The sequence below is a fragment of the Gordonia sp. KTR9 genome, assembly GCF_000143885.2.
GTDB lineage: Bacteria > Actinomycetota > Actinomycetes > Mycobacteriales > Mycobacteriaceae > Gordonia.
Genome location: NC_018581.1, coordinates 165,724 through 183,861, shown reverse-complemented (window position 1 = coordinate 183,861; position 18,138 = coordinate 165,724). Strand labels below are relative to the sequence as shown.

Below are 18,138 nucleotides of genomic sequence, written 5' to 3'. Positions count from 1 at the left end.
TCAGGAGAGCTCTTTGCGAAGCAGGGCAGCGCCCTGGGCGAGCGCGACCATCTTCTGCCGTGCGACGCCACGAGCGAGCGGCGCCATACCGCAGTTCCCGCTCGCGTAAAGCTTGTTCTTGTCGACGAACGGGAGTGCGCTGCGCAACGTCGCTGCGACGTCCTCCGGCGTCTCGATGGCGTCGCTGGCCACGTCAATGGCGCCCAGCATGACCGTCTTTCCGCGAAGCAGTTCGATCACCTCGACAGGAACCCGCGAGTTGTGACTCTCCAGCGACACAATGTCGATCGATGACTGCTGCAACAGCGGGAACGACTCCTCGTATTGGCGCCACTCAGCCCCCAGCGTCGCCTTCCAGTCGGTGTTGGCCTTGATGCCGTAGCCATAACAGACGTGAACGGCGGTCGTGCAGCTCAGCCCTTCGGTCGCACGCTCGAGCGCTGCGACACCCCAGTCCTTCAGTTCGTCGAAGAACACGTTGAACGCGGGCTCGTCGATCTGGATGATGTCGACGCCGGCCGCCTGCAGGTCCTTCGCTTCCTGGTTCAGGATGGTCGCGAACTCCCACGCGAGCTGCTCGCGACTCCGGTAGTGGTCGTCGAAGAGCGTGTCGACCATCGTCATCGGACCGGGCAGAGCCCACTTGATCGGCTGATCGGTCTCGGCGCGAAGCCGCTTCGCGTCTCCTGCGAAGACGGACTTCTCGCGAGTCACCGCACCGACAACCGTCGGGACGCTCGCGTCGTAGCGGTCGCGGATGCGCACGGTTTCGCGACGGTCGAAATCGACGCCACTGAGGTGCTCGATGAACGTCGTCACGAAGTGCTGGCGCGTCTGTTCACCATCGCTGATGATGTCGAGCCCGGCACGACTCTGATCGTGTGCCGCGAGCGTCTGGGCGTCGAGCTTCCCTTGCCGCAGTTCGTCGTCCGCCAACTTCCACGGGGACCAGAGCTTCTCCGGCTCGGAGAGCCACGAGGGCTTGGGCAGGCTGCCGACGATCGTGGCAGGCAGGAGCGTGTTCATCTCGAGTACCTCATTTCTCGCGTGATCAGGCCGATTGCTTTGTCGCCCAGCGCTGTAGGACATCGCCGTACGGTTTCATGAGACTCACCTCGGTGAGCTTTCCCTGGATGGACGCGAGCTGAGTGCGCTCGACACGGTCGTAGGTCACCTGCGGCAGCGAGTAGTTGCTGTAGTCGAGACTCGGCCGGTACACCTCTCCCGCCGCCGCGTTCGCGTTGTAGATCTCCGGACGGTAGATCTTCTGGAACGTCTCCATCGTCGCGACCGTTCCCGCGAGCGCTATGAACGAATAGTCGTTGAGCAGATCGCCGCGGTGGTAGAAGGCGAGCGGGGCAACGGAACCCGGAGGCATGAAGTAGCGGACCGTGAGCCCCATCTTGCCGAAGTACTCATCGGTGAGCGACAGCGCGTCCGCCACATACTCCACCCCGAGAATCGGGTGATGGTTCGTGAGCCGGGTGTAGGTTCGCGACGTCGAGACGCTGATGCAGATGACCGGCGACTGGGAGAACCGTTTGCGGTACTCGTCCGATTCGAGGAAACGCTGAAAGACCTGTCCGTGCAGATCGCCGAAGTCGCTGGGAACACCTGTCGCCTGGTGCTCAGGGAGCCTAACGCTGAAATCGTAGTCGCGAATGTAGGAAGAGAGGTTGTTTCCGACGATGCCCTCGGTGCGGGTGCCCGTGGCGGTATCGACGACGTCCACGTCGAGCACCTCGATCACCGGAAACGCGGCGTCGTCCCCGGCCGATGTCAGATGCAGGTCCACCGAGACGATGTCGAGTTCGAGTTCGTAACGGTCGCCGCGCGGATTGTCCCAGTGGAGCAGCTCGTTGACCCGGGTGTTCATCATCGTCACCGCATTGCGCAGGTTCTGCTGACGGTCGTCGCCGCGTGCGAGATTCGCGAAGTTCGTCGTCCCGCGAGAGCGGCTCGACGGGGTGTAATCCTCGTCGAAGCGCGTCGTACCGATGCTGAAGACACATTCGTCCGTCATGTTGATCAGATTCCCCATCCACTTTCGCCGCGCTCGACGACGGGCGCGACCGCACGATTCACTGTCCGAGTTTCGAGGCACTTCGATGTCGGTCCCGACGGCCGAGCGCCAGTCGGCAAGGCCGACAACCGGAGTCGGCGGACCGAAGCGGCGTTGACAGCAGCCTATATAGAGGCGTGCCCATAGCCTAATTAGGCTGTGCGATAGCTGGATATAGGAATCAGCTATGTCAGTAGATCGACTCCGAAGCTCGAGACCACGTCGCGCATCTCCGCCACGAACCGCTCCGCCTGGGCGGTCAATGAGACCGACCCATGCCTGATCCAACCGATCTCGATGCGTTCGTCCACGTCGAGTGGGACAGCGACAATCGACGGATCCAGATCGTCGGAGATGATGCCGGTCGAGATGGTGTAACCGCCGAGACCGATCATCAGGTTGAAGATGGTCGCTCGGTCGCTCACGCGGATGTCTTGCTTCGATGAACGCGTGGAGAGGATCTCTTCGGCGAGATAGAACGAGTTGTTCACGCCCTGGTCGAACGTGAGCCGCGGCAGGTCTTCGAGATCCTCCAGCGTGACACTCTCTTTCCCGGCTAGGGGGTTCGTGCGGGCGATGAAGATGTGCGGTGTCGTGAAGAACAGCGGCGTAAAGGTCAGACCCGCTTCGCGGAGCAGCTTATTGATCACGTTCGCGTTGAAACTGTTGCGATAGAGCACGCCGACCTCACTCCGCAGAGTGCGGACATCTTCAATGATGTCCCACGTCCGGGTCTCCCGAAGACTGAACGCGTACTCGGCGGCGTCAGAGGCTTTCACCATGCGAGCAAAGGCGTCAACGACGAACGAATAATGCTGAGTGGATACGGCAAGGAGCCGGCGCGAGGGACCGCGCCCGAGATAGCGCTGTTCCAGCAGCTCCGCTTGCTCGACGACCTGGCGCGCGTAGCCGAGAAACTCCGCCCCGTCGTCGGTGAGGGTGACTCCCCGGTTCGAACGGACGAACAATGAACGTCCAAGCCGACTTTCGAGGTCCTTGAGCGCCGCGGACATGGTCGGTTGAGCCACGTAGAGCGTGTCCGCAGCGGCACTGATCGAGCCCTCCGCTGCCACCTCCACGAAGTAGCGCAATTGCTGCAGGGTGAATCCACGTAGCGCGCCCTCAGCCTGCCGTGCCATCCCAGAAGACTAACGAAGCCACCGCCGTCACCAGTGCCGGGCACGCGAGATACGAGGCAGTCCTCAATCCGACGGTGCGATTCCCACCACGACCGTGCTGGCCCCCACCTGCGAGGCGGGTCGTTCGAACACCCGCACCGCGAGCCACCGTCGTCGCTCGCCGTCATCGTCACGGGCCGGGTAGAGCTCCACCGAGAACTGCAACGCGTCGCTACCTGGGCATTTGAGGCGTGCCCTCAGCCCATCGGTTCGTCGACGAGCGGCTCGTCGACGATCTCGAACGGAGCCGTCGCGGCACCCCATCGCCGGCACACCCACAGTCCGTCGGAGTACTCCAGTTCGATGGAACCGGTGTTACCCAGGTGGGTTGCCGCGGCGAACCGGGAGTCGATGCCGGCCAGACGTGCGGCGACCAGGCGAATGGCCGCACCGTGACTCACCAGGAAAACATCGCGCTGGTCCGGTCCGGAGAGGTACATGTCGGCGAGGTCCTCGACCGTCGGCAGGTACCGGTCGTAGACCATCGCGAGCGATTCGCCGCCCGGGATGCGTGCGTCGAGGTCACCGTCGTGCCAGCGATGCATGATGTCCTGGAACACCTCGTACGACTCGCGGTCGGTGCGGTCCTCGAGGTCACCGGCCTGCACCTCGTGCACTCCGTCGACGGCCGCGGTCTCCACATCCCACACCGATCCGATCAGCTCGGCGGTCTGACGTGCACGGAGTGCGCGCGAGCTGAGCAGCACCGCGTGGTGTTCCGGAGTGTTCTCCAGGCCGAATCGAACACCTTGGCGCGCACCGAAATCGGTGAGTGCGGCACCGGGCAGGGCGGTGTCCAGTCGGCGCATGACGTTCGACGTGGTCTCGCCGTGTCGGACCAGATGCAGGCGTGCCATCACTTGCCCCCTCGTCGCATCGATTCGACCCAGGCGAGCGACTCCGTGTGATCGGGTGGTGCCGAGCCGGTGGTGCGCACCGCGGGCCACGACCCGAGGAACACCACGCGCTCGCACCGGCGCTGGAGGGCGGCAAGCGCTTCGGCGACCGCCGCGTCGTCGATGTGCCCGACGGCGTCGAGGAAGAATCGGTACCGTCCGGCGATGCTGCGGCCCTGGGCCTCGTCGCGCTGCGGGCGCGACTCGATACGCGTGAGGTCGATTCCGCGCGAGGCGAATTCGTTCATCGCCGCCATCAGGCTGCCCGGCTCGTTCGACAGGTCGAGTATGACCGAGGTCCGGTCGGTGCCGGTGCGGGGCAACGGGATCCCCGGACGCCCCAGGAAGAGGAATCGGGTGGTCGCCTCCCGCGCATCGGCGACACCGTCGGCCAGCACGACGAGCCCGGACAGTCGCGCCGCGAGCCCGGTGGTGACCGCGGCGTCCGCCTTCCCGGCCGCAACATCCTGCGCGGCAGCGGCATTCGAACTCGAGATGACGAACTGCGCATTCGGGAACAGCTCACCCACCCGACGACGCACCTGCGCGGACGCAACCGGGTAGGCGGCGATGGTACGGACCTCGGCCGCGGGCAGCGGCGAGACCGCGGCGATCGTGAAGGAGATGTCGAGCACGGTCTCCGCGAACGCCTGCACGCGCCCATCGGCGTCATCGGAGGTCGAGGGCACCAGCGCATCCATCGTCGCGGGCACCGAACCCTCCATCGAGCTCTCGATCGGCACACAGCCGTAGTCGGCCTCACCGCTGCGGACCATCGCAATCGTGGCGGCGGGACTCGACGCGGCCACCCGGTCGATCCCGCCCGACAGGTCGAGGCCGGCACTGGACTGATGCGCGGCGAGGACCGCGTCGAGTGCCATCTCGGTGAAGGTTCCGGGCGGGCCGAAGTAGGCGATCACAGGCACCACACGAGCCTAGTGGAAGCCGCTCCGGCGGGACCGTTCGCGCTCGACCGACATCGACGCATCCGCACCGAAACCATTGACGCGTGCGCTCCGGGAATTTAGGTTAGGGTTACCTTTCAAGCCCGCCGCCCCCGCGACGCCGACCGGAGAGACAGTCATGACGAGAACGACGACCGACCGCCCGACGGATGCCGAGATGATCCAGACGGCCTGTCGTCGGGTCGGTTCCGCCATCCTGGCCATCGAGGGTGCCGACGCCACCCCGATCGAGGTCGTCCACCTCTTCGAGTCCCAGGCGTTCGTCCTCGTCCCGACCACCGGTGATGCCATGCGGGCAGTCGACGAGGCCGAGGGCGTGCCCGCGATGCTCGAGGTGACCGACTGGGCGCCCATCGACCTGCGCGAACGCGTGCGGTCGGTGATCTGGCTGAACGGCACCCTGCACGAGGTCCCGCGCGACCTGGAACGTGACCTGGCGATCGAGATCGCCGCCGAACACCCCGACGACGGGCTGCTCGACATCGGGCACGGCGCATCGATGTTGCGACTGCAGGTCGACACCGCGGTGATCGCCTCGTCGGACGGTGCGGCCTCGGTGCCTGCCACCGAACTCGCCGATGCCGACCCCGACCCGTTCTGGGAGCACGAGGGCAGCTGGCTCGAGCACCTCGACACCGACCACGCCGACATCGTCGGCCAGCTGGTCCGCAAACTCCCCGCCGACCTGCGCACCGGACGGGTGCGGCCGCTCGGGCTCGATCGATTCGGCATCCGCTTCCGCATCGAGGGACTCGATGGCGACTCCGACGTCCGGCTCCCCTTCGCCCGTCCGGTCTCCGACGTGTTCGAACTCTCACGCGCGCTGCGCAACCTCGCGGGTTGCCCCTTCCTGAACTCGATGCCCGACTGAGTCGCGTCTCGCGGCGACAACGCCCGCCGTCTGCCGATGTCGCCGCCCACCGCGGGGTTTTAGGCTGACCGGCATGGCCCTGCGCGAGTACCTGAAGCCGTCCCCGCACGGCATCCCGGTGGTCACCGACCGGGTCGAACGACGCGGCATCATCGTCGAGCTGGTCATCGTCGGCGTCCTGACGTTCGCGTTCTCGGCACTCTCCGCGGCGCTGGCACTGCTCGAGGCCCAGCTCGCCGGTGGGATCGGCGAGACCACGGTCGCCCTCAATCCCAGTCGCTCCGACCTCGGACCCATCGACGCCGTCCGGCAGATCATGAGCGGGCTCCGTCTGTTCGCCATTGCCGCCCTGGGCGTGTATCTGTTGTGGCGCAGCGGGATCGGACTCTCGCGAGTCGGACTTGGCCGGTGGACTCCACGCCGCGACGTTCCCGCCGGGCTGGTTCTCGCCGCCGTCATCGGCCTCCCCGGGCTGGCCCTCGTCGCCGTGGCCCGCGCCCTCGGCCTCAACGCGAGCCTCGTGCCCAGCCAGGCCGACACCTGGTGGGAGTGGCCGGTTCTCGTGCTGATCGCCATCGGCAACGCCGCCGCCGAGGAGATCGTCGTGGTCGCCTACTTCATCACCCGGTTGCGTCAGCTCGGCGCGTCCGACGGCGCGTCGCTCGCGGCCAGCGCGCTCCTCCGCGGCGGGTATCACCTGTATCAAGGCTTCGGTGCCGGCGTCGGCAACCTGGTCATGGGAGTTGTCTACGGCCGCTTCTACCAGGTCAGCGGTCGCGTCTGGCCGCTCGTCATCGCCCATGCGGTCATCGACGTGGTGGCCTTCGTCGGATACGGGCTGCTGCGCGATCATCTGTCCTGGGTCGGATGACGACCCCGACCGCCGTCGACCGTGCGCCCTTTTTCGTCGACCGTGCGCTGGTTTTCCGTCGACCGTGCGCGTCTACCGGACCGGTGTTGAACACCGTGAGATGATTCTATAGATTCGTCTCATGACCGTCGATGTGCCGCCCGGCCCGACCGCCGCGCCGGCCGACCTCCCGTTTCCGCGACGCCATCGAGCCGCCGAGTCCCGCGGCCGACGCATCGGCAAACTCCTGAAGGTCTACAACCATCTCCGCGAACCCACCGACGACGAGCTCGCTCGGCTCGGGCGCCGGCTGCGCGCACGGGACGAACCCGCTGCGGCGCTGGTCCGGGCCATGCGTCTCCCGAGGGATGCCGACGGCCGGGTGTCGATGCGCCAGTTCGAGCAGGCGCTCGCCGGCGACATGCCGTCCGACGCCCCGGCCGCCCTCCGCGACTTCTTCGCCCTCGTCGAAGACACCCCGGACTGGGTCGATCCCGATCTCTGCGACCGCGGCGCCGCGGTCTACCGACGGTTCGGCCAGAACGCCAACGACGTCCTCTTGCAGCTCTCGCTGATCGGCGGTTACCGCTTCGGCGGGCCCGCCGATCTGCTGGTCGCAACCGGCGGCCTCACCGGGAACACCGTCATCCGACGGCTCGGCGAGACACAGACCTGGGCCATCGCGGTCGGCGAACCGGGCGGCATGGCACGCGACGGCGCGGGCTGGCGGCTCACCGTCCACGTGCGTCTCATGCATGCCCTCGTGAACGAGAGGTACGAGCACAACGGCCGCCGGGACATCGACCAGTGGGGTCTGCCGATCAACCAGTCCGATCTCGCCGCAACGCTGAACCTCTTCAGCGGCGCACTGATGATGGGGGTCCGCGCCCTCGGCGTCCCGGTGAGCCGCGACGACTCCCGCGCGCTGATGCATCTCTGGAAGTACGTCGGCTGGCTGATCGGGGTCGACGACGACTGGCTCTTCGACTCCGAACGTGAGCAGCACCAGCTGAGCTACGCGGTCCTGCTGGCACAGCACGACGTGACCGACGCCGGCGCGGCGCTCACCACGGCGATCGTCGACGCACAGGATCGCCTGCACTACCGGCTGTTCCCCCGGCTGGCCGCGCGCTACACCCGGGCCCGCCTGGTCAGCATGCTGCAGGGTTTCCTCGGTGTCCGCGGGATGCGCGACCTCGGATTGCGGCCCGCCCTGCCCTGGGCCTTCGGTCTCGCGTGGATACGCAACACGCTCACCTACCAGGTCATCGCGCGAACGCCGGCCGGCCCGCGCTATCTGGAATGGACCGGTGCCCGCGCCCGACGCCGAGCCCTCTTCCGCCACTTCGGCCCCGACACTCCCGACATCGGTTCGCTCGCGGAGCGCTGACGGCCCTGTCCGGTCCGGTCGTCGAAAGCAATCGATATCGACGACCCGGCACAAGCAAGCCTGTCAGCACGGATACGCTCACCGCGCGAACAACATCGCGTCAGGTGAGGCCCTCGGCACGGTCATCGTCGACGTCCGGTCGTCCACCCGACCCGGTGACCCGCGCGAGGAGGTAGAGCCCGAGCCCGACGACGATCAGGATGCCTGCACGCAACCAGGTCGATGCGCTCTGCTGCGTCATGAGGACGACGCAGGAGATCACCGCGAGTACCGGCAGGATCGTCGGCGCCCGGAAGTGGTCGGTGTCCGTCCGGTCGCGGCGCAGCACGAGAACCGCGACGTTGGTGCTGACGAACACGAACAGCAGCAGGAGCACCACGGTTTCGGCGAGTGCCGCGACCGTGCCCGTTGCCGCGAGGACCATCGCGACGGCGGTGGTGGCCACGATCGCCGTCCACGGCGTGCGACGACGGGGCAAGACCTTCGCGAGCGCGCCGGGGAGCAATCCGTCACGAGCCATGCCGAAGGTCAGGCGCGACGCCATGATCATCGTGAGCAACGCGCCGTTCGCGACGGCGATCAGCGCTATCAGGGAGAACACCTGGTCGGGTATCCCGACATCGGCGATGGAGACGACCTCCAGCAACGGACCCGACGACTCCACGAGCCGCTCGGGTGGTGCGACCACCGACACCGCCAGACCGACGAGCACGTACACCACGCCGGCGGCGAGTAGCGCGCCGAACAGCGCCTTCGGGTACACCCGGCGCACGTCGCGGACCTCTTCGGCCATGTTCGCCGAGGTCTCGAACCCGACGAACGAGTAGTAGGCGAGCAATGCGGCGCCGAGTACGGCGAGCGCCGGTGTGGTCTCGTCGGTGAACTCCAGCACCCGCCGCGGCTCGCCGTCACCACGACCCAGCACGATGCCGGCCAGCACGACGACGAGGACGAGTCCGGAGACCTCCACGACGGTCATCACCACGTTGGCTCGCAGGGACTCGGTGATCCCGCGGGCGTTCAGTGCCGCGACCGCGACGAGAAACACCAGCGCCGCGACCGTGGTGGGCACATCGAGAAAGACCTGCAGGTAGTCGCCGGCGAAAGCCAGCGCGAGCCCGGCGGCGCTCGTCACCCCGGCGGCCAGCATGCAGAACCCGACGAGGAAGGAGACCAGCGGATGGCGGTAGGCGTGTCGCGCGAAGACCGCGGCGCCACCGGCCCGCGGGTACTTGGTGACGAGCTCTGCGTACGACGCCGCGGTCAGCATCGCCAGCGCGAGGGCCAGCGCGAGCGGCACCCAGATCGCTCCGCCGACCTCCCCGGCGACCTCGCCGACCAGCGCATATATTCCCGCGCCGAGGACATCGCCCAGGATGAACAGGAACAGCAACTTGCCGGTGATGGCGCGGCGCAGCGGGGTGTGGCCACCGTCGGTTCCGGTATCGCCGCTCCCGGTGTCATCGGAAGTGCCGCCGGCCTCGGCGACGTGTTTCTCGGTCATGGCCGGTCCTGTACCCCGTTCGGGCCGGAACAAGACCTCCGCGGCAGATCTCTCTGGGGAGTCGACGCCCACATCGGCACACCAACCGACCGACATCGGATACGGCGGCCCATGCGTACATTTGATGGGATGAACGAGCAGGACCCGCCGATCCTCCGGCGAGGTCGCCCCGGACCGCCGATGTCGTCCGGGCGGCCAGCGGGCCCGCCCCCGCGCCCGGGGCCGCCTCCCGGCCAAGGCCACCGCCCACCTCCCGGCGCCGGTGTTCCGTCCGCTCATCCGCAGGCCATGCCGCGAATCCCCGCGCACGGCCCCGACCCGCGCCGCGCTCCGGGTCCCGGTCCCAGCGGCCGACCACCGCATCCCTCCCCTGCCGACCGGCCGTCCCCGTCGGCGCGGCCCGGTCCCGCCGGGTATGCCCCCACCCAGAAGCCCGAACCGATTCCGGACCATCGGTCCCGCGGCCCCCGGCCGCCGCACGCGGACCGTCGCGACCGTGACCGGTCCGCAGGCCGACCACCCGCGCCGCCACGACCGGTCACTCCGCCTCGTCCCCGACGCACCGGCCGCCGCACGGTCCGCGTCGGCAGGATCCTGCTGATCCTGCTGCTCGTCGTCGTCCTCGGTTCCGTCGGACTGCTGTTCTACTACGACTCGAGACTCGACCGCATCGACGCGCTGCGCGCCTACGCGGGACGCCCGTCGGACACACCCGGCACCAACTGGCTCATCGTCGGCACCGACTCCCGAGCCGATCTCACCGAAGAACAGCGCCGGGCGCTGGCCACGGGTGACGCCGCCGGTTCCCGCACCGACACGATCATGCTCGTCCACAACCCCCCGGGCGGCGGCAAGGCGATCGTGGTGAGCATTCCGCGCGACCTGTACGTGGAGGTTCCGGGTCACGGCAGCCTGAAGCTCAATGCCTCGTTCGGCATCGGCGGTCCGGCACTGCTCGTGCAGACCGTCGAGAACCTCACCGGAATCCACATCGACCACTACGCCGAAATCGGTTTCGGCGGATTCGACACCCTCGTCGACTCGGTCGGCGGCGTCGACATGTGTATCGACCAGCCGCTGAACGATCCGAAAGCGGGCCTGCGCCTTGCGAAGGGCTGCCATCGGCTCGACGGCCGCCAGGCGCTGGGACTGGTCCGAACGCGCGCCTTCCCGCGAGCCGACCTCGAGCGTGTGGTCAACCAGCGAAAATTCCTCGCGGCACTGGTCTCTCGCGCCACCAGTCCGACGGTGCTGCTCAATCCGTTCCGGCTCTTCGGTTTCGTCGGCGGCGCCATCGACGCACTGACGGTCGATGAGCGAGATCACATCTGGAACCTCGCGTCGCTCATGTTCGCACTTCGCGACCCCATCACGACCACGACACCCGCCGGCGAGAGCACCTTCACCGACGAGGGGCTGGCGCTACCGGTCAACGAGCAGACCGAGGAGTTCTTCGGCCTCCTCCGCGCAGGTCAACCCATCCCCGACGAGCTCCTCGTCGACGCCGGATGACCGTCGTGGAAAGGGTCCCCAAACGCAGGCGAGACTAGCCTTACTTAGCCTGAACTTGCTGGTGAGAGCCATTTTTCGGCTCTACGATGGGCCGCATGACCGAACACACCAAATTCCACCAACTGCTGCACGACCAGATCAGCAACGAGTTCTACGCCTCCCAGCAGTACATCGCGGTCGCCACCTACTTCGACAACCACGACATGCCGCAACTCGCCAAGCTCTTCTACCGTCAGGCAGTCGAAGAGCGCAATCACGCGATGATGATCGTGCAGTACTTCCTCGACCGGGACATGGAGATCGAGATCCCCGGCATCCCGGCACCCAACAACCGCTTCGACGATTACCGCGCACCCATCGATCTCGCTCTCGCACAGGAGAAGACGGTCACGCAACAGGTCGTCGACCTCGCCAAGTCGGCCCGCGACACCGGCGACTACCTGGGGGAGCAGTTCGTGCAGTGGTTCCTCAAGGAGCAGGTCGAAGAGGTCGCGACCATGACGACCCTGCAGACCATTGCCGAACGCTGCAACGGGAACCTCTTCGACCTCGAGAACTTCGTCGAGCGAGAGTTCAACGGCGAGAAGACATCCGACGCAACCGCACCCCTCGCGGCCGGCGGGAACATCTGACGCAGAAGCACTTTCGCTGGCAGAGGTGCGAGCGAAGCGGGCCTCCTGCTCCCTGAGGTGCGAGCGAAGCGAGCCTCGAAGGGCTGGTGACCAGAACTCACCAGACCCTTCGAGGCTCGTCGCTTTCGCTAGCCTGGATCTTTCACGTGAGGTTGGGGCGGGTGGGGTTGTGGTGTGGGCGTGCGGGGGTTCCGGCGTGTGGCCGGTTCTTCGGGTCCTGGGTTTGTCGGGTGTGGGGCTGCAGAGACTGAGTGCGTGGTCGTTGGGGTGCTCAGGTGGTGTGTAGTGCGGTCCAGCCGGTGGTGATGGTCTCCAGGTGGGGCCAGTTGGTCGGTAGTCGCAGGAGTTGGCGTCGTCCGGAGTGGATGATGCGCCCGGCCACGGCGAGGATGCGTAGGCGTAGTTGTTTGGGTTCCCATCGGCGGATTGTGGCGTGAGGGCCCCAACATAGGGTTTGGGTCCATACCAGTAGTTCTGTTGCCAGACAGACTATTTCCAGCCAGATCTGGTTCTTGGTGAACGCCTGGAACGGCAGGTTGGCCAGTCCGGTGTCTTTGAGGTTGCGGATGCGGTCCTCGGCGCGGGCGCGTTGGCGGTGGCGTAGTTCGAGGGTGGGTAGCGTCCAGCCGGTGCCGCGGGTGTTGGTGGCGAACACGGTGTAGCGGCGGCCATCGATATCGGTCAACCGTAGTTGGGCCCCGGAGTGGGGGTACTCGCGGCGGACGATGACGCGCATCCCTGCCGGCCATGAGGGGGCATCAGCGTTGGCCAGGGCGGGAATCGTGCTGGTCAGCTCGGCGACGTGGGCGTCGAGTCGAGGTTCACCGTGGGTGTCGATGGCTGGTTGCCAGGCCTGTTCGGGTAGTCGGGCCAGTGCGGTTTTGATGGTGTCGGAGACGATGTAGCCGATCGAGTACTGCAATCCGGCGTCGGTGATGTGGGCCAGGAACTCTTTGGAACATCCCGCGGCGTCGGTGCGGACGAGTACCTGGCCGCGTTCACCGGCCGGTAGCTGGTCCAACGCGGCGCTCAGCGTGGTGATGTGCAGGTCAGCGCCTTGGGGTGAGGCGCCGCCGCGGCGGAGGTCGCAGATGAGTGGTTCACCGGTGCCGTACTGGCCGTGATCGAGCAGTGCGCACATCGGGGCGTGGCCGTACTGGCGTTTGTAGTTGATTTCGGCGTGTTCTTTGTCCGAGTGCGCGGTCACGGTGGTGGCGTCGAGATCGATGATGACCTGCCCGCCGTCGAAGCTGCCCGGTCGTCCCTCCAGGGGCCGTCGCCGCGCCCACACGCGTTCTCGGCAGTGTGCGCGGGCCTGGCGGATGGCGGCCACGGCTGCGGTGGAGTCCTCGGCGAGTGTGTTGATCAGGCGAGAGGCTGTCGGGTCCGAGGCGACGGTGCCGAACAGGGCGGGTTGGGCGCGCACGATCGCCAGATCAGACACACAGTCACCGCCCACGGCGACCGCGGTCGCGAGGTCGAGCAGCACTTTGGCGGGGTGGTGCACGGTGCGCGAGGTTGTCCACGGCATCAATGCCGCGCTCAGGGCGGTATCGAGACCGGCGATCTGCATGGTCTTGCGTAGCAGGACCGCGCCGGTGGTGCTGGTCAGTGACTCACTGCGGTCGGTATCGACAACCAGATGTGGGTAGCGGTTATGCTTCACGTGCGAAGTGCCTCTCTGCGCCAGGATCATTGTCTTGTGGTGATTCAATAATCCACTGGCAGACAGGCACTTTCGCGTATTCACACGCCGACAACCCCACACGCCCATGAAAGATCCAGGCTAGGGGGCAACGTCGACACTCCTCGTAGCTCAGGGAGCGGAGGGGTGTCAGCGCAAGGTGACCTGACGACCGCGGATGCCGTCGCGCGAGCTGCGCTGCTCGATCGTCAGCGGTGAGGTGTCGGCGAGTGCCTCGCCGAGCCACTGGTCGAACTGGTTCAGACCGGCGTACCACTCCTCGTGGTGCATCTCGTTGTCGAGGTCGAAGACCGGTACGAGCAGTCCGTGGGTGCGGAACGACCCGGCGAACCGCGACCCCTCCCCGACCGTCAGCCGTCCGGCGGCGTGCAGCCGCGCCATCGCCGACATCAGGTCGTCCTCCGGCTCGGGCCGAATCCAGCGCAGGTGGGCCCGCTCGCCGGCGTCGACCCACCAGGGTGCACCCGCGCCGCTGTCGACCACGAGCCGCGCAGTCGGCAGCACCGACTCGTTGGCGCGCTCGAACATCGCGGTGATCTCGGCGGGGACATCGGTGCCCTCCACGAACCACCAGCCGAAATCCTGGTGGACCGTGATGTCCAGGGTGGCGTCGGGTTTCACGACCTCGTCGAGGGTCGGGGCCTCGTCGGCGGACTCCAGATCGAACTCGCTGCCCGCGTCGGCGTGCGCCGCCCACGCGATGGCGGCGGCCAGTTCGACCGTCAGCGCCGTTCGATCCGGGTCGGTCTGCAGACCGACGAAACCTTCTGTGGCGCCGTCGACCTCGCGCGCGAGAGCGGGCACCGCCCCGGGCAGGATCGTCACGATCGAGACGTCGTTGCGCGAACCGGCCGGTTCGACGAGTTCCAGTCGCGCGGTCGCCGAGGCGACGAAGGTCCGCAGCGCGACGAAGTCGCACTCGGACGCGAACCCGGCGAACGGCCGGGGCGGCGGCGCCAGAGCTGCCGCCTGCCGCGCCTTACGTGCCGCTACGCGCTCCGCACGATTGCTTCCCGGACGTGGTCCACTGCCCCGTTTGCTCTTCTTGCCCATCGGTCCACTCTCTCACGCGGCCCGCGGCGCCCGACACGGTCGTGCACGCCGCAGCTCAGTCGACCGTGACCAGCCAGTCGCGCACCTTCGCCGGATGATTGGTGGCCAGCCACCGCACACCCAGATCGGCGCAGAGCTGGACGTCGACCTGTTCGTCGACCGTCCAGCAGTAGGTGACCCGACCGGCTGCGGCGGCGCGGTCGACGAGATCGGGGTACTGCCGCAGGGTCATCACCGACGGCCCGATGCCCGTCGCTCCGACCGCGGTGGCGGCACCGCCGCCGAGAACCCGGGCGGTGTCGCCGAGCAGGATCGTCGGCAGCATGGGGGCGTGGCGCCGGATACGCCAGACCCCCGCGGAGGAGAACGAGATGACCACTGCTCGACTGTGATCGGCCGAGGGTGGGGTCGCCACCCCGAACTCGTGCAGCATCTCGAGGAGCTTCTGCTCGACGAGACTGCCGAAACGCACCGGATGCTTGGTCTCGATGAACAGCCGGACGGGACGACGCCAGTCCAGGGTCAGGGTCAGCAACTCGCGCAGCGTCAGGATCGACGCCGGCCCGCCCGACGCGTGCCAGCTGCCGAAGTCGAGTTCGCGCAGCTCGGCGAGCGTCATCTCGCTGACGATGCCCGTGCCGTTCGACGTGCGGTCGACGGTCCGGTCGTGCACGCACACGAGCTCGTGATCGGCGGTCAGCCGGACGTCGCATTCGAGTCCGTCCGCTCCCTGCGCAAGGGCGAGTTCGTACGCGGCCAGGGTGTGCTCCGGGCAGTCACCCGACGCTCCGCGGTGCGCCACCACCGCCGGCTTGCCCGAGCGCGAGACCTTCTCGGCCGCGCCCACATTCACCCCTGAGTTCATCCGACCGCCACCCACCGTCTCGTCGGGACCGGGGCCGCCTCGGCGGCTTCGAACAGTGTCCGCACCCGGCGTGCCATCCAGAAGGCGAAGGCCGCGGAGATCGCCGCGCTGACGATCACCATCGCCAGCGCATTCGCTCCGGTCTGCAGCGAGTCCGAGCGCCACGCGACGAGCCTGGCGACGATCGCCGCCGCGGCCGCCACGTTGACCAGCACCCAGGCGACCCACAGCTTGCGCAGTCGTCGACCCACGAGATCGGCGTCGAGCGAGGGATCCTGGCCGACGCGGTGCGTGGCGACTTCCTGCAACACCAGTGGGGCGCCGATCAGGTTGATCAACGGCAGTCCGGACAGCGCCGCGACCCAGCCGGGGCGGCGCGGGTCCGCAAGACCCGCGGACGCATAGGTGTCGGCGCGCAGTTCCAGGACCCACCGCATGAAAGCCAGCGTGGCGAGCACGAATCCGAGAAATGCCACGACCCCGACGAAGACGGTGAGCCAGTCCGACGCCACGATGAGGAACTCGGGAAGCGGACGGTCGCGGTTGACCACCAGCAGGATGTAGCGGACGAGATGGACCAGCGCCGACGCGGTCAGCGCGGAACCGGTGAGCACCAGCGCGAGTCCCAGCCGGGCCCGGGAACTCTCGAGCTTGCGGTGCGCGGTGTCGGTCTCGGCCGGTTCGTCGTGCAGACCCCAGGTGGGTATGTAGACGTAGCGAGGGATCAGCCGGGGACCGCGGCGGCCCGAGGCGCCGCGGCGGGCGGGTATGGCCTCGGGTGGGCGGCGGGCCACCCATCGCACGTTGCGGCTGCGGTAGAGCCGCCCGGCGGGCATCGGGGCCGAGCCGGCACGAGGCGGGATCGGTGAGGGGCGCATCGCGACACCGGGGGCCGAGGATCGCGCCGACGACCCCTGGCGGACGGCCATCGCGCGAGCGGCATCGTCGACGACGCTCAACGGTCCACCACAACGTGGACAGTGTTCACGTCCGGGACGATGCGGCGCCTGGATTCGACACCGCGGGCACAGGTCGATCATCGGCCGGCGTCGCCCTCGGATCGCGTATCGCCGAACTCGACGGGCTTGCCGTGCTCCTGCCAGGCGAGCATGCCACCGCGGACGCAGATGCCGTCGTAACCCACCTGGGCGAGGTACTGCAGGACGCGCATCGACCGGCCGCTGGAATGGCAGACCACGTAGAGGTCGTGATCGGGGTCGAGTTCGTCGAGGCGCCCCGGGACCTCGGCCAGCGGGATGTGCACGGCGCCCCGGATATGGCCGGACGCCCATTCGTCGTCCTCGCGGACGTCGAGCATGACCGCGTCGGTCCGCCCGGTGAAGTCGTCCGGAAGATCGGTCACCGGAACCTGAGTGATGTCGCCCATGGTCACTTTTCCATGGTGGCACAGAGACGGCCGGGTGCGACGCCAGCTGTCCACCAGGGCGGCCCGCGCGCCGCCGCCACCACCCCTCGGTTCGGCGTCGCACGGTCACTATGTTGACCTACATAAACTTATCCACATGCACGTTCTGGACGTTTGTCCCCAGGTCGCAGACTGACCGTCTAGTTGGGGATGAGACTGTGGAATTGTGGAAAAACGCAGGCCAACGGTTATCTACTTGTGACAGCGGTCACTTGATTGATCGAATGTGCGCGTAGGAAATTCACGTCAGTGCAGCGGTCGAGACGACCTGAAGTTCCACTTCACTGAACAGCCCTGTGGATAACTTGGGGACAATACACAAATAAAGCCGTGTGAAAACCCTCGCCGGCAGGTTTCAGTCCCGGTGCAGGAGCGACATACGCAGCGACGGTGCGCGATCGAACGCCGCCAGAACGCCGGTCGTCACACTCTCCGCGAATCCGGCGACCGACGTCTGGCTTCCCACCAACCGCATCAGGAGCGGCTTGGGGGTCTCCACGACGGTGATCTCGGCATCGGGATACCGCTCGGCCACGACCGAGCGCATCACGCCGATGCCGTCGACGACGCCGAGTTCGGCGGCACGGCTGCCGATCCACACGTCGCCGTTGAAGAGTTCCTCGTCGGACGCGATCAGCTTCTTGCCGCGACGCTGCCTCACCCACGCGATGAACGCCTCGTGCAACTGCCCCTGGAGCCCCTTGAGCCATTCGACGTCCTCGGCCTGCTCGGGCGAGAAGGTGTCGAGCCGGGCCTTGTTCTCACCGGTCGTGTAGAGCCTGCGCTGGACACCGAACCGGTCGAGCACCGCCGAGAAACCGAAACCCGACGACACGACGCCGATCGATCCCACGAGGGAGGTGTGTGCGGCGAAGATCTCGTCGGCCGCACACGCGATCCAGTACCCGCCGGAGGCCGCGACGTCCTCGCAGAATGCGAGCACCGGCACGCCCTTCTCCGCGGAGAGCTGACGGATGCGCTCGGCGATGTACTCCGACTGCGCCGGCGAGCCGCCCGGCGAATTGATGACGACCACGACGGCCCGCAGACGCTCGGTGGCGAAGGCCTTCTTCAGGACCGGCTCGACCGATTCGGTGTTGACGCCGTGCTTGCCCATGCCGGTGATCCCGATCGGGCCGTCGAGACGGACGACCGCGACCTGTTCGGTCCGCGCTTTCGAGAACTTCTTCCCCACCGCTCCCAGCGGTCCGACAGTCATCTGCCCGAGT

At 67.2% G+C, this 18,138-nt stretch carries 17 protein-coding genes; 5 read left to right on the top strand and 12 right to left on the bottom strand.

The genetic code is table 11. From position 1 onward, the window contains the following. The 5 genes from KTR9_RS01610 to pheA form a co-directional block, all read right to left on the bottom strand. Nucleotides 1–1,026, bottom strand: a complete 1,026-nt coding sequence (locus KTR9_RS01610; RefSeq protein ID WP_010843961.1) for a methionine synthase — start codon at nucleotides 1,024–1,026, stop codon at nucleotides 1–3. 25 nt (nucleotides 1,027–1,051) lie between these two features. Beyond that, nucleotides 1,052–2,023: a putative oxygenase MesX gene (locus tag KTR9_RS01605; protein ID WP_035717971.1), complete on the bottom strand. Its 972-nt coding sequence runs from the start codon at nucleotides 2,021–2,023 to the stop codon at nucleotides 1,052–1,054. A 224-nt stretch (nucleotides 2,024–2,247) separates the two neighbouring features. Then, on the bottom strand, nucleotides 2,248–3,201 hold the full coding sequence (locus tag KTR9_RS01600; protein WP_044505632.1) for a LysR family transcriptional regulator: 954 nt from the start codon (nucleotides 3,199–3,201) through the stop codon (nucleotides 2,248–2,250). Nucleotides 3,202–3,437: 236 nt separating this feature from the next. After that, nucleotides 3,438–4,097: a histidine phosphatase family protein gene (locus tag KTR9_RS01595; protein WP_010843964.1), complete on the bottom strand. Its 660-nt coding sequence runs from the start codon at nucleotides 4,095–4,097 to the stop codon at nucleotides 3,438–3,440. Then, nucleotides 4,097–5,065 carry a prephenate dehydratase gene (gene pheA / locus KTR9_RS01590; RefSeq protein WP_014924924.1) on the bottom strand — a complete coding sequence of 323 codons (969 nt, stop codon included), beginning with the start codon at nucleotides 5,063–5,065 and terminating at the stop codon, nucleotides 4,097–4,099. Before pheA ends, KTR9_RS01595 begins: the two co-directional genes overlap by 1 nt. A 154-nt stretch (nucleotides 5,066–5,219) precedes the next feature. On the opposite strand from pheA, the gene KTR9_RS01585 reads away from it, so the two are divergent. The 3 genes from KTR9_RS01585 to KTR9_RS01575 all read left to right on the top strand — a co-directional run bounded on the left by KTR9_RS01585 (nucleotide 5,220) and on the right by KTR9_RS01575 (nucleotide 8,212). After that, nucleotides 5,220–5,972, top strand: coding sequence for a DUF2470 domain-containing protein (locus KTR9_RS01585; RefSeq protein ID WP_014924923.1), 753 nt, complete (start codon nucleotides 5,220–5,222; stop codon nucleotides 5,970–5,972). Between the two features lie 73 nt (nucleotides 5,973–6,045). Next, nucleotides 6,046–6,843, top strand: coding sequence for a CPBP family intramembrane glutamic endopeptidase (locus tag KTR9_RS01580; protein ID WP_014924922.1), 798 nt, complete (start codon nucleotides 6,046–6,048; stop codon nucleotides 6,841–6,843). A 121-nt stretch (nucleotides 6,844–6,964) separates the two neighbouring features. Beyond that, nucleotides 6,965–8,212, top strand: coding sequence for an oxygenase MpaB family protein (locus KTR9_RS01575; RefSeq protein ID WP_014924921.1), 1,248 nt, complete (start codon nucleotides 6,965–6,967; stop codon nucleotides 8,210–8,212). Nucleotides 8,213–8,312: 100 nt separating this feature from the next. On the opposite strand, the gene KTR9_RS01570 is transcribed toward KTR9_RS01575, so the two are convergent. Then, a complete protein-coding gene (locus KTR9_RS01570; protein ID WP_014924920.1) occupies nucleotides 8,313–9,716 on the bottom strand; it encodes an APC family permease in 1,404 nt (467 codons plus the stop codon). A 288-nt stretch (nucleotides 9,717–10,004) separates the two neighbouring features. Between KTR9_RS01570 and KTR9_RS01565 the strand changes: the two genes are divergently transcribed. Both KTR9_RS01565 and KTR9_RS01560 read left to right on the top strand, forming a co-directional pair. Beyond that, nucleotides 10,005–11,228: an LCP family protein gene (locus KTR9_RS01565; protein ID WP_014924919.1), complete on the top strand. Its 1,224-nt coding sequence runs from the start codon at nucleotides 10,005–10,007 to the stop codon at nucleotides 11,226–11,228. 95 nt (nucleotides 11,229–11,323) lie between these two features. Further along, entirely contained in the window at nucleotides 11,324–11,860 is a 537-nt protein-coding gene (locus tag KTR9_RS01560) for a ferritin (protein WP_010843972.1), read from the top strand. A gap of 271 nt (nucleotides 11,861–12,131) precedes the next feature. Here KTR9_RS01560 and KTR9_RS01555 read toward each other — a convergent pair whose 3' ends face one another. The 6 genes from KTR9_RS01555 to KTR9_RS01530 form a co-directional block, all read right to left on the bottom strand. Next, nucleotides 12,132–13,526, bottom strand: a complete 1,395-nt coding sequence (locus tag KTR9_RS01555) for an IS1380 family transposase (protein ID WP_014924917.1) — start codon at nucleotides 13,524–13,526, stop codon at nucleotides 12,132–12,134. Nucleotides 13,527–13,694: 168 nt separating this feature from the next. Then, entirely contained in the window at nucleotides 13,695–14,618 is a 924-nt protein-coding gene (locus KTR9_RS01550) for a DUF5926 family protein (RefSeq protein ID WP_014924916.1), read from the bottom strand. A gap of 55 nt (nucleotides 14,619–14,673) precedes the next feature. Continuing rightward, nucleotides 14,674–15,483, bottom strand: coding sequence for a glycerophosphodiester phosphodiesterase family protein (locus KTR9_RS01545; RefSeq protein WP_014924915.1), 810 nt, complete (start codon nucleotides 15,481–15,483; stop codon nucleotides 14,674–14,676). Continuing rightward, the gene (locus tag KTR9_RS01540; RefSeq protein WP_148281134.1) at nucleotides 15,480–16,442 is read right to left on the bottom strand and encodes a DUF4328 domain-containing protein; all 963 of its coding nucleotides are present in this window, start codon (nucleotides 16,440–16,442) and stop codon (nucleotides 15,480–15,482) included. The genes KTR9_RS01545 and KTR9_RS01540 overlap by 4 nt, the downstream gene beginning before the upstream one ends. A 77-nt stretch (nucleotides 16,443–16,519) precedes the next feature. Beyond that, a complete protein-coding gene (locus KTR9_RS01535; RefSeq protein ID WP_010843976.1) occupies nucleotides 16,520–16,870 on the bottom strand; it encodes a rhodanese-like domain-containing protein in 351 nt (116 codons plus the stop codon). A gap of 394 nt (nucleotides 16,871–17,264) precedes the next feature. Continuing rightward, on the bottom strand, nucleotides 17,265–18,128 hold the full coding sequence (locus KTR9_RS01530) for a S49 family peptidase (RefSeq protein ID WP_044505630.1): 864 nt from the start codon (nucleotides 18,126–18,128) through the stop codon (nucleotides 17,265–17,267). Nucleotides 18,129–18,138 lie beyond the last annotated feature (10 nt).

Excerpts from the sequence above, each read along its gene's own strand:
- KTR9_RS01585 (WP_014924923.1), top strand. The coding sequence starts at position 5,220 with ATGACGAGAACGACGACCGACCGCCCGACGGATGCCGAGATGATCCAG.
- KTR9_RS01575 (WP_014924921.1), top strand. The coding sequence starts at position 6,965 with ATGACCGTCGATGTGCCGCCCGGCCCGACCGCCGCGCCGGCCGACCTC.
- KTR9_RS01530 (WP_044505630.1), bottom strand. The coding sequence starts at position 18,128 with ATGACTGTCGGACCGCTGGGAGCGGTGGGGAAGAAGTTCTCGAAAGCG.
- KTR9_RS01535 (WP_010843976.1), bottom strand. The coding sequence starts at position 16,870 with ATGGGCGACATCACTCAGGTTCCGGTGACCGATCTTCCGGACGACTTC.
- KTR9_RS01565 (WP_014924919.1), top strand. The coding sequence starts at position 10,005 with ATGCCGCGAATCCCCGCGCACGGCCCCGACCCGCGCCGCGCTCCGGGT.
- KTR9_RS01595 (WP_010843964.1), bottom strand. The coding sequence starts at position 4,097 with ATGGCACGCCTGCATCTGGTCCGACACGGCGAGACCACGTCGAACGTC.
- KTR9_RS01545 (WP_014924915.1), bottom strand. The coding sequence starts at position 15,483 with ATGAACTCAGGGGTGAATGTGGGCGCGGCCGAGAAGGTCTCGCGCTCG.
- KTR9_RS01600 (WP_044505632.1), bottom strand. The coding sequence starts at position 3,201 with ATGGCACGGCAGGCTGAGGGCGCGCTACGTGGATTCACCCTGCAGCAA.
- KTR9_RS01550 (WP_014924916.1), bottom strand. The coding sequence starts at position 14,618 with ATGGGCAAGAAGAGCAAACGGGGCAGTGGACCACGTCCGGGAAGCAAT.
- KTR9_RS01605 (WP_035717971.1), bottom strand. The coding sequence starts at position 2,023 with ATGACGGACGAATGTGTCTTCAGCATCGGTACGACGCGCTTCGACGAG.
- KTR9_RS01560 (WP_010843972.1), top strand. The coding sequence starts at position 11,324 with ATGACCGAACACACCAAATTCCACCAACTGCTGCACGACCAGATCAGC.
- KTR9_RS01610 (WP_010843961.1), bottom strand. The coding sequence starts at position 1,026 with ATGAACACGCTCCTGCCTGCCACGATCGTCGGCAGCCTGCCCAAGCCC.
- KTR9_RS01580 (WP_014924922.1), top strand. The coding sequence starts at position 6,046 with ATGGCCCTGCGCGAGTACCTGAAGCCGTCCCCGCACGGCATCCCGGTG.
- KTR9_RS01570 (WP_014924920.1), bottom strand. The coding sequence starts at position 9,716 with ATGACCGAGAAACACGTCGCCGAGGCCGGCGGCACTTCCGATGACACC.